Raw genomic sequence first — 14,883 nt, forward strand, 5'->3', positions numbered from 1 at the left:
ATGTCGAGGTAACGAGACATCTCCCAAATTTCAGCCTGGTTGAAAAAATCCAGACCCGTTGAATGCTAAGAGATTTATTTTGATTAAAAAATTATTTTTCATTTGACTCAATGATTGATTTGCAGTTCTCCTGCCGTCGAAATGACGGTTGGAGAACTTGCATTTTTTCTAGCAGGCTGTTGGGCATTATAGGCAAAGGGTTGTGGTTGTTCTGAGAATTTTTAATGTAAATGCAGTTGAATAATTAAGCAAGCACTTGCATCGTCATGTTGAGGTAACGAGACATCTCCCAAATTTCAGCCTGGTTGAAAAAATCCAGACCCGTTGAATGTCGAGAGATTTATTTCGATTAAAAATTATTTTCATTTGCCTCAATGATTGCTTCGCAATTCTCCTATCGTCGAAATGACGTTCGAAAAGCTTTATATTTTGCAGTCATCTTTAATTTGATAATCCAGGTTTAAATATTTCTTATTTCTGTCATAGCAGGTTCTTCATTATAAAGCCAGATGCGCAGGGGGAGATCCTGTGTTTACTTAATGCAGCGTCTCCTGGCTTGCACTAACGAAGACCCAACGCGACATAAAGATATTGCCTGTAAACGTACATGCTCATTCAACCCTCTGCATTTCCAGGAGATTTATTTCGATTAAAAATTATTTTCATTTGCCTCAATGATTGCTTCGCAATTCTCCTATCGTCGAAATGACGTTCGAAGAGCTTTATATCTTGCAGCCATCTTTAATTTGATAATCCAGGTTTAAATATTTCTTATTTCTGCCATAGCAGGGCCTTCATTGTATAGCCCGATGTGCGGACGAGGCCCCGCAGCGACGTAAACATGGGCCGGGATAAGCTTCACCTATTCATCGCTGGCAATAGGATGGGAGCGGTTTTATGGGAAGTAAAATTCCGGTTGGTGGGGACACCAACCGGTAAAGAGAATGCCGTTTAAGACTGCAAACCCGTAAACACGCATTAAACAGTATGTTTAAATCTTATATGTTTGGCGGGGTGTTATGGGCAGCGCGGGCAGTATCTTCTATATACCCGCTATATACCTTGCATATGTTTGAAGTTGATTCCACCAAACCATGCACTTTCATGCACCAACCATGAAGGAAGTATGGAGGAGGGTACAAGGAGATACGGCGGAAGTACCCTACATTTGGACTGTCAGAAGTACATACATGAAGAAAACCGCTTTTGCATTTATCGCTATCCTGCTTTTTAGTTTTAACCTGCATGCACAGCAGCCTGATAAAATTTATATGTCCAATATTCATGGCATAAAACTCTTTCTTACCGGCAACCAGGATGCTTACCCAATTATCAAGGTCAATTCAATCAGTGGCCTTGAACTGCATTTTGATGACCTGGGCGGCGGTATAAAAAACTATAATTATACCTATGTTTTATGCGACGCCAACTGGCAGCCGGCCAATCTCAGCCCGTTTGATTACCTGCAGGGTTTTACACAGGGCAAGCTCATGCAATACCGTAATTCATCTGTTGCCAAAACGAAATATGTGCACTACCAGGCTTTATTGCCTGAGAAAAACTGTGTGCCTAAATTAAGCGGTAATTACCTGCTGAAAGTTTACCTGAACGGCGATACCTCGAAGCTGGCATTTACAAGGCGTATTTTGGTGCTGAATGATATGATTGCGGTAGGGGCGAAGATCACGCAGCCTTTCAATACACAGCGATTCCGCACCCACCAGAAGCTGCAGTTTACCGTAGATAAAACAAAGCTCAATATCAGTAACCCGCAGCAGCAATTAAAAGTGGTGGTACTGCAAAATTTCCGGTGGGATAATGCGGTAATGAATATTCAGCCCACTTTTATGCGTGGCAATTCGTACGAGTACAATAACGAAACCACGCTGGTTTTTCCCGGTGGCAGGCCATACCGCTGGGTTGATTTAAGAAGCTTCCGGTTTCAAAGCGAACGGGTGGACAGTGTTGATCAAAACACCGTTCCTTTTTCTGTGTGGCTGCGGCCCGATATGCAGCGCACCGGCCTCCGTTATGTAAGTTATGTTGACCGGAACGGCTTTTTCCAGGTAAGCACCACCGATGTGAATAATCCCTGGACACAGGGCGACTATGCCAATGTGCATTTCACCTTTGTGCCAAAAAGTATTGCTGCATTAGGAGGACAGAAAGTGTATTTAACAGGCGAACTGGCCACCGGCGTTTGCGATGATAATAGCTGTGAACTGGATTTTAATGCAGATAAAGGCGTATTTGAAAAAACGCTGCTGCTGAAGAATGGTTATTATTACTATACCTATGTAACCAAAGCCTCCGGCAGTAAAAATAATGCTACCGGAACTGCAGATACGGAAGGCGATTTTTCCGAAACGGAAAACACCTATACCATACTTGTATATTACCGTTCCCTCAGCGACCGTGCCGACCATTTAGTGAGCGCTGTTACGGTAGACAGCCGTAACTTAACGCAACAATAAATGTTTTTTTGACGATTATCATTTACATTTGCGGCCGGCAGGTCTTACACGACCAGCTCCTGCTGAACCCTCCCAGGGCAGGAATGCAGCAAGAGTAGGCGGTTGTAGCGGTGCGATGTAATAAGCCTGCCTTTTTATTTTACCCCCTAATCCCCTGAAGGGGGGATATAAATAATCAGGATTTTTTCTTCATCTTAAATACTACCGGAAAACGGCATTGCGCTATGAAATTTTTTATTGATACAGCTAATCTCGCACAAATTAAAGAAGCCCACGATCTTGGCATTTTAGACGGTGTAACCACCAATCCTTCCTTAATGGCAAAAGAAGGCATTAAAGGTAATGAAGCGGTTATGAACCATTACAAAACCATTTGCGAAATGGTTGATGGTGATATAAGCGCCGAAGTTATCTCTACCAAATTTGAAGATATTATTGAAGAAGGTAAAAAGCTGGCGGCCATTCACAAGAATATTGTGGTTAAAGTACCCATGATCAAGGATGGCGTGAAAGCTATTAAATGGTTTACCGATAACGGCATTGCCACCAATTGCACTTTATGTTTTTCTGCCGGGCAGGCTATTTTGGCGGCAAAGGCAGGCGCAAGATATATTTCTCCCTTTATCGGCCGCGTTGACGACAGTGGCTGGGATGGTATGCAACTGATTGCCCAAATAGTTCAGATTTACGACATACAGGGTTATGAAACCCAGGTGCTGGCAGCCTCTATCCGTAGCCCCAACCATATTATACAGGCAGCGGAATTAGGTGCACACGTAATTACTTCTCCGCTGGAATCTATCCTGGGTTTACTAAAGCACCCGCTTACCGATATTGGCCTGGCTAAATTTCTGGAAGACGCAAAAAAATCCCAATAATTGTTTTAAAAACGAATAATAAAAAGAGGCCGTCTCATAACCCATGAGGCGGTTTTTTTATTTTGAGGATTATGTATGCAGTTTTTTGCAGATTGATTTTATGTTTTGAAGTAAGTATAAATTTAATAACCCAGAAAGAGGTTTTTTCAAGCCGCTTTCTTTCTTAAATTATGAGCAAGTGCAAGCAATCCGGCTTCTACTTCTGTTTTAGATTTGGTACGCAGCATAAAGCGCTTAAAGTGATGATTGTTTTTGATGTTGGCAAAGACAGGCTCTACGTCGCAGGGGCGTTTTTTGCGGTGATAAATACCTTGCTCGCTGTTTAAGTTTTCTTTTACCTGTTCTTTGTATTTATTAAGAGTATGATTTACTTCTATTATGCGGTTGCCTTTTGATTTATGACAAATACCTCTTAGCGGGCAACCATTGCAACTGGCAGCCTGGTAACGGCTGATGGTTTGTATAAAACCTGTTTTTGTTTTTGTTTGATGGGTGCCTATACATTGCATGCGCTGACCCATCGGGCAAACGTAATAATCTCCTTTGCTGTTGTAATAAAGTGCATCTGGTTTAAAGAGATGCTTTTTACCGGTTTTACTGCGCTGGTCTTTATCAAAATAATTATACTTTACATAGTTTTCAATGTGGTTCTCATTTAAGTACTGATAGTTTTGTTCAGAGCCATATCCTGCATCAGCAGTAATTGCTTTGGGTGTTTGTTTATATTGTTGTTTATAAATTTCTGTATGTTCTTCAAGTGTAGTGGTATCGGCAGTGGTCTGGTGCAGTGAGTAGTTTACGATGTATTGATTGTTAGTGGAGATTTGAAAATTATAAGCAGGCTTTAATTGTCCGTTCAGCATATGGTCTTCCTTCATGCGCATGAAGGTGGCATCCGTATCTGTTTTGGAGTAACTGTTTCTTTCACCCAGTATCTTTTCCTGCTCTTCATACTTTTTTAAATTGGATGACCAGTTCTTTTTTGCATAGTTCAGCTTTTGGTTTACCTGTTTGCTTACAGGCTTATCTTTTAAAGCTTCATTAATTTGTTCGATGGTTTTTTCTACTTTATCCGCATCAATTTTATCAAAGCCTGATGGGTCTGTATCAGGCAGTTCGGCTGCTGCAATATTTTGTGCATATTGCCAGAGTTCATCCAACTGTTTTTTTATTCTTTCCTTACTTGTTTTATAGCTTTATCCCATACAAACGTATACCGGTTGGCATTGGCTTCTATCTTCGTTCCATCTGTATATAATTCTTTTATGTTTAGCAATCCTTCTTCTGCAAGCAACAATACAACTTGTGTAAACACCTGTCGTAATACTTCTTTCAAACGCTCACTTCTAAAACGGTTAATGGTATTATGATCGGGTGTGCTCATACCGCTGAGCCACATATAGTGAATATTTTCTTTTAACGCTGCTTCTATTTTGCGGCTGCTGTAGTTGTTGTTGATATAGGCAAATACCAACACCTTTAATAACATGCGGGGATGAAAGCTGCTTGAACCGCCGCCTGAATATGTTTTGAGCAATGGCTCTATATCTATTTTTTCCAGCACCTGGTTTACGATGCGTACCGGGTGGTCTGCTGTAATAAGCTCATCCAGTGATGGCGGAAGCAGCATTGCTTGTGCCTGCGTATATGCTTTAAAAACTACACTGCGCTTAGGTTTACTCATACTGCTTAAGACAAAACAATGCACTGCTGCATTGCTTGTTGCTTACCTTAAATTTATCTACATCATTTGTGCATAAACTGCATCTGAAACTGAAAATTAAAAAGAGGCTGTGCTCAACTTTTGAGACAGCCTCTTTTTTATTTTCTGAATTATTGACGTCGAAGTATTACACAATTTTCACCTTTTCCATTTTAGGCACCAGGCCAATGAACATGATGAGCCATGCAATTAAATATCCAAACCCGCAAAACAGGAACATGATAAAATAGCCGGTTTCGATATGCCCGAGGTTTTTATAGTGATCGAATAACAAACCCGCCAATTTTGATACCAGCATACCACCAATGCCACCCGCCATGCCGCCAATACCAATTACAGAAGCTACTGAGTTCTTTGGAAACATATCGCTCACGGTTGTAAACAAATTGGCACTCCATGCCTGGTGGGCAGAAGCGGCAATGCCAATAATAATAATAGCATACCACATATGGTAACCGCCTGCATATTGCGCTGCTATTATCAGCAAAGGACAAAAGGCATAAATAAGCATGGAAGTTTTGCGGGCCTTTATAACTGTAAACCCTTTCTTTACAAGATACATGGGCAGCCACCCGCCAATAACGCTTGCAACACCCGCTAATGTGTAAACAAATGCAATGGGCAAACTTACCTGCATGCCGGTGAGATTATATTGCGCATCTAAAAATGCAGGCAGCCAGAATAATAAAAACCACCAGATGCCGTCGGTTAAAAACTTGCCTGCGATAAAGGCCCAGGTTTGCCTGAAAACCAATAACCTTCCCCAGGAAATTTTAGGCTGCTCCTCCACCGCATCATCCCCGTCTCTATCACTGTGTATATAATCAAACTCCGCTTTGGACAGGCGTTTTTGCTTTTCGGGCACTTCATAAAAAATAAACCAGAATATCAGCCATAAAAAACCAAAGGCGCCGATGGCGATAAAGGCTATGCGCCAGCTATAGTTGATGGCCAGCCAGGGCACTACTATCGGCGCCAGTATGGCACCCACATTGGTGCCTGAGTTAAAAATGCCGGCAGCATAGGCCCGTTCCCTGCGTGGAAACCATTCTGCCACGGCCTTAAATGCTGCGGGAAAGTTACCGGCCTCAGTTACACCCAAAAAAGCGCGGTAGCCTGCAAAGCTCCACACACCTGCTGCAAAGGCATGCAGTATGGAGGCAATGCTCCACAGCGTTAAAGTGATGGCATATCCCAGTTTACTACCTATTTTGTCAATCAATCTCCCGGCGCCAATCATGCCCAGGGCATAAGCAAACTGGAAGGCGATAACAATATTGGAATAGTCTGATTCACTCCAGTTAAATTCTTTTTCCAGTGTGGGTTTCAACAGGCTGATCACCTGCCTGTCAAGATAATTAATAGTGGTGGCAAAGAATATAAGCGAGCAAATTGTCCAGCGATATTTACCAATTTTGTTATTAATGTTGCCTGAAGTTGTTTGGTTTAATGGCATGCCTGTGAGTGTGTTTTAATGATGATATAAATGCAGGTTTAATTTTTAAAATTTACAATAATCCCAGCCGATGTTTACGATAACACTAGCGGTATAACGGTTTCGGCCCCTTTGTTTTCGGCAGATACATAGCCTGCATAAATAGTGGCAATAACATCTGCGGCCAGGCTGCTGTTGCTTTCAATGGCATCGCCGTAAGCCGCCGACCGGTAAAAGGCATCCATTTCATGCTGGTAGCCGGCAAACCATCCTTCGTCCGGTGATATGCACGACCATCCCTGTTTTGTTTCTATCTTTTCCAGCACATATACATCTTCAAAATATTTTTTATCCGGTGTGTAGGATTGCATGGCATCATTCGGATTAATATTGCATACCGTTCTGTGATTGGTAGTGTTTACCTCAATTATATTATGTACGCCGCCCAGCACCAGTTCACTGGCCACCAGGTTAGCAAAAGTGCCATCTTCAAACACCACATGCAGCATGGCAAAATCTTCCACATCCGTATAGGATGTTCTTAAATAACCTTCATTATTAAAACCGGGCATACGTGTTACAGCATGCGTGCGTGCCGTTATGGTTTTTGGATGAATGGGTTTGCCATTACGCGCCCTGCCTTCCACATGTTTAAAATAAATGGCTGCGCTTAAAGGATGACAGCCTTTGCCCATCATAGAACCGCCGCCTGAAAATTTCCATATCCCATACGTTAATGAATGCGAACCGGAGTGCGATTGCTCGCCGCGCATGTATAAAATTTGTGCGCCGGTTTTTTGTATCAGTTCCCTTTCTTTTTGAACAGCCGGTGCATACACCCAGTTCTCAGCGTACATTATTTTACCCGTACTTTTCTTTTCTGCATCCAGCATGTTTTGCAGGCTTTGCAAAGCATGGTCAAGGCCCTGCTGTTTTGGAAAAGTATCGCCGTTAAAGTTATCGGTGCCATCGCCAAAATATCCTGTAAGCGGTTTCTCAACAATAACATGTTTGTTTTGCTGTAAGGCTGCAACAACAATGGGCTCATGCGTTACTGGCGGTGTGCAAATGTGCAATACGTCGCTTGCTGCAATGAGTTCATCCAGGCTGTTGAATGCCGGTATTTTTCTTGGCCAGGTAAAAGTCTTTAACCGTTCGGCATTGGGTGAGTAAGCGCCTGTTATTTCTATACCTGTGCTGAATACCCTTTGCAATGCATCGCAATGAAATTTGGCTGCAAAACCGGAGCCGATGATACCTGCTTTTATTGTTGTTTTATCCATAATTTTAAGCTGTGAGCTGTAAGCTGCAAGCCTCAAGCTGCTAGCTGCTAGCTGCAAGCTGCAAGCATTTCTATCCGTTTAAAAGTTCATGTGTTCACTTGTTCACAAGGTTCTTCCCATTCAACACTTTCCTGCTTCCCAATTCCTTATTCCAAATTCCCAATCCCTCACCAATCAACCTATCAACCCGCTCAACTTATCAAACACTCAACCTCTACTTAATACCATCCAGCTCTTCCATGGTAAACGTTTTTTCCCTTCCGGCATATTTCTTTCTTGTGTCCGAAATATCCTTTGCCGTTATTGCACCGCCCTTATTGTTCCATGAGTTACGAATGTAGTTTAATACCTGCGCAATATCTTCATCATTATATTCATCATTCGATCCAATGCCCGGCATATCACCGTTTATTTCCGGTGATTTATATAAATGATCCGCCACTTTCACAGGCCCTGTTAATCCATATAACACAATTGGTATTAATTGATTTTTATTGCCTTGTACCCAGTTTGATTTATTCAGCGGCGGTGCCAGTGCTGTAACGCCGTTGCCATCGGGGCCATGACAGGTTTGGCAAAGCGTTGTAAATATATGCGCCCCCCGCGGATATAACATTGCCAGCTTTTTCTGGTTGCTCTGGTTCCTGGCTTTTGCGATGTCATCAATCACTTTTCTTAGTCTTCTTGCAAACACCGTTGTTGTATCAGGATTTGTTTTTACTACTTCTTTCAAAAAGCTTTCTTCCTTATGCTCCAAGTTGCTGATCACGGCATCAGCCACATATTTATTTGCTGCATACTTTGCTGCCAACTGCACCAGTATTTGTTTGGCAGTGGCAGCATTATATTGTTGCACATCATGCATAATATAACCAATATAAGGCGCGGCCAGTGTATCGCTCACCATCTGCTGCAGCAGCGGCAAGAACTGGTTGTAATTATTTTTATTCATTATGGAATGAAGCACGGCCAATGCCTGCATTCTTATGGGCCAGTTATTGCTTTGCAGCAAAGGCAATACGTCCGCTGCCTGCAATACATGCAAGCCTTCCAGCGTCCACAATGCATGTGCAACCGGGATAAAATTATCTGTTGACTTCAGTAATTCATGCAGTGCAGGCGATGCAGCCGTATAATTGCTGTCGATAATCATTTGCTGCGCTTCATTACGCACCCAGCCGTTTTTATTTTTCAGTAATTCAACAAGCTGCTGCGGATCATTGTTAAACACGATATTTTTTGCATCACTGCCTTTCGGAATTATTTTGTAGATGCGCCCACAGTTTAAAGGATTGGTGAGTTTTCTTTCTTTTATTTCATTTTTAAGATAAGGCGTGAGATAGGTTTTATGCTGAATGATGCCGCGGTACATATCAATAATATACAGGGCGCCATCAGGGCCCACATATAAATTCACCGGCCTGAAGCGTTCATCTTCACTCGCTAAAAATTCTTTGTTTTGATAGGCCTGTTTTCCGTCAATGATGTAGCCTTTATCTGTTAAGATATTTCTTTTGATAAGATTGGCAGAAGGCTCTGCTACAAACGCATTATTATGATAGGCTTCACTGAATAAACCGCCGTTATAAATTACGGGGCCGCAGGCGGCTGTAAAATTGGTGAGGCGCAAACTATCATCCAGAACACCTTCCATATAACCGCGGTTTACACCGGGTGTTGGGCGCACGGGATATGTTCTGTTATCTTTAATAATTGGTTCAACATAACCCGCTACCTTTCTTTGGTTGGTATTGCCGGAGCCAAGGCCGGGCATAAAATAATCGCCCAATAAATTTTCTGAGTTGGTGTTATAAAACAACCTTCCTTCATCATCCTGTGCAATGCCCCACTGGCCGCGGAAATGTGTTTTTTCTTTCAGCCATTTATTGCCCTGTTTCCGGTAGCGCACATCGCTTTTTGCGTTGTATATCCAGTTGTCCATGGCCCGCAGTAAACCATTCGGCTGGTGCTCTACGTTGCCGCCGTCAGCATAGTTGCTGTCGACCAATGTTTTGTTTACGGGCTTATCATCTTTAATATCATAATACCAAAGCTTTGGCGGTTCGGCTACGAGAATGCCGCCGTCGATCAAACATAAGGCACGCGGCAATACCAGCGAGTCTAAAAACACTTTACTGCTATCCATAACACCATCGCCGTTTATATCACTTAATATCATCACCTTGCCTGTTGGCATATCTTCACCCGTGCCCGATGTATCCGGCATATAATCCATCATGGTTACAACCCATAAACGGCCTTTGTTATCAAAATTCATGGCCACCGGTGCCGCAATCAGCGGTTCTGCTGCCACCAGTTTCACTTCAAAGCCACCTTCCAGGTGCATCTTTTTAATAGCTTCAGCAGGCTCCAGCACCGGCGCATCTTCTATGCTTTTGCGTATGGCCAGCGAATCAGGCCTGCCGCCATTTCCATTATGGCTGTTACAACTTAATAAACTCAAAAATGCAGTGCAGGTGATCAGGATTTTTACAGTGGTTACAAATAATTTCATGAAATGGTTATTAATAGAATTTTACCCCGCCCTCGTTCCCTCTCTACAAGTGGAGAGAGATGCCCCTTTTCAAACATCGTTATATAATATATACTTTGACAGCCTGGGTGTTTATGATGTCTGTATTCATTCAATTTCTTTGAACATCATTTCGGCAAGGAGAATTCTCCTGCAATACAGGCAGCCTGCAATTTATCAGCCTTCTTTTTACATTAAACTGGTTTGGTCTTGAAGACTGAACGCGGTCAGACGCCTCAAAGGCGTCAGACCGATAGCAACACTCCGCTTTATAACTTAAAATAATCTCTCGCATTGTTGTAGCAAATATCTTCCACCATTTTACCCAGCCATTTTATGTCAGCAGGTAATTCGCCGTTCTCCACATCGTTGCCAATCAGGTTGCAGAGAATGCGCCTGAAATACTCATGCCTTGAAAAGGAAAGGAAGCTGCGGGAATCTGTTATCATACCAATAAAGCGGCTTAGCAAACCCATATTGCTTAATGTGTTCATTTGCTTTTCCATACCGTCTTTCTGGTCTAAAAACCACCAGCCGCTGCCATATTGTATTTTGCCGGGTATGCTGCCATCCTGGAAGTTTCCAATCATGGTAGCAAACACTTCATTATACATTGGGTTATTGTTATAGATGATGGTTTTTGCAAGCTTATCATCTTTATCCAGCTTATCAAAAAATGCAGACATGCCTTCGGCCACAGGCCAGTCGCCCATTGAGTCCACGCCGACATCTGCGCCGATGCGTTTTAATAAGCGCGTATTGTTGTTACGCAATGCCCCAACATGGAATTGTTGCACCCAGCCTTTTTCATGGTTCCAGGTGCAGATGAAATACAGGGTTGCCATTTTAAAGAACATGGATTCTTCTTTCGATAGGGGCTTGCCTGCAATGGCTTTTGAAAATATATTTTCAAGCTCTTGCATGGTACCATCAACTTTTTGAAAGGTATCCAGGCCATGATCTGAAACGCGGCAACCTGCTTCATGAAAAACATCATGGCGTTTATGCAATGCTTCCAGTAAACTATCGTAGGAATTTATTTCAATACCCGATATGGCGGATAATTTTTGCAGGTAATTTTTATACGCTTCTGCATCATCAACCGCCATTGCCTTATCCGGCCTGAAGGCCGGCAATACTTTTATACCAAAAGGCGCTTCCCTTATTTTTTTATGATGAATAAGCTCGTCAGCGGGATCATCTGTTGTGCAGAGCGCTTCCACTTTAAAATATTTGAGCAACGCCTGTGTTGTGTATTTCGGTAATTGCTCATTGCAGGCTGCATAAATGGAGGCAGCGCTGTCTTCATTCAGCAATTGCGTTATACCAAAAGGTTTTTTCAATTCCAGGTGCGACCAATGATACAGCGGGTTGCGCATGGTATAAGGCGTTGTTTCCGCCCAGGCTTTGAATTTTTCAAAATCATCTGCATTGCCTGTAATGCGTTCTTCATTGATGCCATTGCTGCGCATGGCGCGCCATTTATAATGATCGCCTTTAAGCCAGAGCTCTGTAATATTGTTAAACTGTTTATTGGCGGCAATTTCATCGGGCGGCAAATGATTGTGATAATCTATGATGGGCATGTTGGCCGCATGATCAAAATATAACTGCCTGGCTGTATCTGTTTGTAATAAAAAATCTTCTGATAAAAATGGTTTCATCTTTTTAATAACTTTTCGGTCGCCATGCCGAAGTACGAGAGATCCATGAATTTAACGCAACCTGATATTCGAAAGATTTATCTCGTGCATGTATAATTTTCAATGTGTCTCAATCCCACTTTGTGGAATTCTCTTAACGTCGAAATGACGAACATTTAATAGTATAACACGATATTAAATCGTATTCATCACACCTTTAAAATAGCCCAACGATTCGGCAATGCCGGGCAGGGGATCTTTCATGTTCAGTTCATATTCAAAACTGCACATGCCCTGGTAATTTATTTTATACAAGGCCCTTTCAAATGCCGGGAAATCAATTACGCCGCGGCCTACATCAATGGCTTTGCCATCGTTTACAGCAGCTGTAACATCTTTTATATGCAGATCGAATAACCGGTCTTTAAACTGCACTACCGCATCGGCAGGGGATAAGCCGGTACGCTGCGTGTGGCCGATATCAATGCACAAGCCCATCCGCTTATCTTTTTTGCTGATGCGGTCATACGCTTCTTTGGGGCTTGGATATAATTTATCCATCGGCCCGTGATTGTGTATGGCTATTTTAATGTTATGCTCTTTTACTTTCTGTTCGGTATAATCTATCAGATCGTAATTGGGAACGCCAACGATCATATTTACACCCACGGCTTTAGCATAATTAAAAGTGCGGTCAACATCTTCTTTACTCTTCATATAAATAACACCCACTGCATACGGCGTTATGCCTGCATCGCTTAACTGTTGCAGCACTTCTTTTATTTTTTCAGGCGGGCTATCTAACGGCAAATGAAAATCTTTAATGGAAAGACTGGTAACATTTACGCGCTGCATCATTTTTATGGATGTTGCCAGGTCGAAGTTTAAAAATGTATAACCTGCCATGCCCAGTTTTAAGGGTTCATGTTTAGCTGTTTCCCCTGATGTGTTTACGGCAGCTTTTCCAAGAAAAGGCATGGCAGCCGAAGCCGCCATGCCTAATGTTCCTGCCTGTATGAATTTTCTTCTTGATTGCATTTATATTTTTTTAGCGTTTCAATTTATGTTATTACGGTATATAATCCAACGCCGGCACATTTGACTCATAACCCTGGTAACCTTTGTTCTGATTGATGCGGCCATACGTATTGGCCTGTATAGATTTGGTAGGCACCGGCCATAAAACATGGTAAGGGCTTATGGTGTATTTATCACCATGAAGTGTAACATTGCCTTCCCTGTAAAAGTTATTCCTGGCTATAATCCTGTCGTAAAAATAATTGGCATCAGAAAAATTCTCCAGCGAATACGACTTGCCATTTTCAGCAACTTTATGTGTTAAAGCGAAAATATAGGCTATACGTGTGAGCTCTGTTTTGCGTGGTTCTTCATAAAATAATTCCCTGGCGCGTTCATCTAATATGGTACCCATGTTTACTTTGTCCGGCGTTATGGGTGCACAATGGGCACGTGTTCTTACCATATTGATATCTGCAGCGGCGCTGGCAAGGTCACCTTTCCAGAAATAAGCTTCTGCGCGTAACAAATAAGTTTCTGCAAGCCGGTAAACATACCAGTCTGAATGGCCGCCAGTCATAGGTGAATGTTCATTGTCAGGAATAAATATTTTATACTGCGGCCATCCAAACCAGCTCCTGATGGTATCAACACAAAGCAAACCGCCTGAAGAGTTATATTTCTGCAGAGGTTTCATATAATAAGGATCTTCCACACCATTTACTACCAAAGCGCCATCATTGTTGTATAAGAGGTCTTCCATGTTCATCCAGTTGTCATGGGAATGACGAAGATCATTGCTGTCGGTCCATATATCATACTGGCTGTAGTTGGTGGGCCGGCAGCGGCCAATGCCTCTTCCGTATAATGCGGATTGCACAAACTTAACAGACACCCCGTCGTTAGTACCTTTTTTGCCGCTTGGTGTAGTAATATTCGTGCCCCAATATGGAACGGCCTGCCTCATGATAGATGTGCCGCCATCATAACTGCCATCGCCATAATGGTCTGTTACGAGATAGATGCCTTCTGTGTTTTCGCCTATATATTTATTTTCAGGGCGATGCAAATCCCATATCACATTCTTTTTAGTGGCGCCAAAAGGCTGCATCATTAAATGATATTTGCCACCATCAATAATGGCTGAGGCTGAAGCAATGGCGTCATCAAATTCGCCGAGTGCAAGGTTTACTTTGGTGAGTAACTGCAATACAGCACCCTTGGTTACTTCGCCGCGGTTGACATCATCCGATACCCAGTCTTTTGCCGAATCCAGATCAACTTTCATCTTTCTCAAAATAACATCTCTCTTGGTTGAATAGAAAGGCTTAACAGCAGAATCTTTTTCGCTCACCTCATGCATAATGGCCGGCACATCGCCAAACTGGTTGGTGAGCCGATAATAACGCATGGCACGATGAAAATAAGCCTGCCCCAGGAACGAGTTGCGTTGTTCAGGTGAATCCCAGGTCACGTTGTCTATCCTTGATATAATGGTGTTGGCATATTTAATGCCTTTATATCCTTCACTCCAGTAGTAATAAATCCTTGCATGGTCAGCATCATTATAGCCTGCCAGGTCAGGTGTGATCACAAGGTTTAAATCCTGAGCCGGGCCCGATTTATCTGTTGTGCCTTCCACCGTAACTTCAGAAAAAACCATTTCGGTAAGTATGGGCGGATTATCGCCGTAATATTCGTTCCTTAAATTCCTGTTGCAGGATGTAAGCGCCGCCTTCATGGCATCAGGTGTTGTATATGTAAGATCGGGCTCGTAAAAAGACAAAGGCTCCGGTATTAAGCGGTCTTTGCTGCAGCCTGTGCCTGCTGAAATACCTGCGAAGATTATCAGCAGAAAGCCTATATATTTTGAATGGATTTTCATATAAAATTATTT

General features: G+C 42.6%; 8 protein-coding genes, 1 other RNA gene and 1 pseudogene. 3 read left to right on the forward strand and 7 right to left on the reverse strand.

The window, feature by feature from the left end:
- Positions 1-1,190: 1,190 nt before the first annotated feature.
- From ACTHN6_RS19355 to fsa, 3 genes are all read left to right on the forward strand, one after another.
- Positions 1,191-2,474 carry a DUF5103 domain-containing protein gene (locus ACTHN6_RS19355; protein ID WP_440437428.1) on the forward strand — a complete coding sequence of 428 codons (1,284 nt, stop codon included), beginning with the start codon at positions 1,191-1,193 and terminating at the stop codon, positions 2,472-2,474.
- A gap of 35 nt (positions 2,475-2,509) precedes the next feature.
- Positions 2,510-2,609, forward strand: an RNA gene (gene ffs, locus ACTHN6_RS19360) — signal recognition particle sRNA small type.
- An 89-nt stretch (positions 2,610-2,698) separates the two neighbouring features.
- Positions 2,699-3,352 carry a fructose-6-phosphate aldolase gene (gene fsa, locus ACTHN6_RS19365; protein ID WP_440437429.1) on the forward strand — a complete coding sequence of 218 codons (654 nt, stop codon included), beginning with the start codon at positions 2,699-2,701 and terminating at the stop codon, positions 3,350-3,352.
- 146 nt (positions 3,353-3,498) lie between these two features.
- Here fsa and ACTHN6_RS19370 read toward each other — a convergent pair.
- From ACTHN6_RS19370 to ACTHN6_RS19400, 7 genes and pseudogenes are all read right to left on the reverse strand, one after another.
- Positions 3,499-5,036 (reverse strand): annotated as a pseudogene (locus ACTHN6_RS19370) (IS1182 family transposase).
- Positions 5,037-5,202: 166 nt separating this feature from the next.
- Entirely contained in the window at positions 5,203-6,531 is a 1,329-nt protein-coding gene (locus ACTHN6_RS19375) for an MFS transporter (RefSeq protein ID WP_440437430.1), read from the reverse strand.
- 74 nt (positions 6,532-6,605) lie between these two features.
- Entirely contained in the window at positions 6,606-7,793 is a 1,188-nt protein-coding gene (locus tag ACTHN6_RS19380; protein ID WP_440437431.1) for a Gfo/Idh/MocA family protein, read from the reverse strand.
- Between the two features lie 214 nt (positions 7,794-8,007).
- Entirely contained in the window at positions 8,008-10,308 is a 2,301-nt protein-coding gene (locus ACTHN6_RS19385; protein WP_440437432.1) for a DUF7133 domain-containing protein, read from the reverse strand.
- A gap of 287 nt (positions 10,309-10,595) precedes the next feature.
- Complete coding sequence (gene uxaC, locus ACTHN6_RS19390; protein ID WP_440437433.1) at positions 10,596-11,990, reverse strand: glucuronate isomerase; 1,395 nt, start codon at positions 11,988-11,990, stop codon at positions 10,596-10,598.
- A 174-nt stretch (positions 11,991-12,164) separates the two neighbouring features.
- Positions 12,165-13,007: a sugar phosphate isomerase/epimerase family protein gene (locus ACTHN6_RS19395; RefSeq protein ID WP_440437434.1), complete on the reverse strand. Its 843-nt coding sequence runs from the start codon at positions 13,005-13,007 to the stop codon at positions 12,165-12,167.
- Between the two features lie 31 nt (positions 13,008-13,038).
- Positions 13,039-14,871: a RagB/SusD family nutrient uptake outer membrane protein gene (locus ACTHN6_RS19400; RefSeq protein ID WP_440437435.1), complete on the reverse strand. Its 1,833-nt coding sequence runs from the start codon at positions 14,869-14,871 to the stop codon at positions 13,039-13,041.
- Positions 14,872-14,883: the final 12 nt, after the last annotated feature.

This window comes from Parafilimonas sp. (assembly GCF_051953455.1).
GTDB lineage: Bacteria > Bacteroidota > Bacteroidia > Chitinophagales > Chitinophagaceae > Parafilimonas.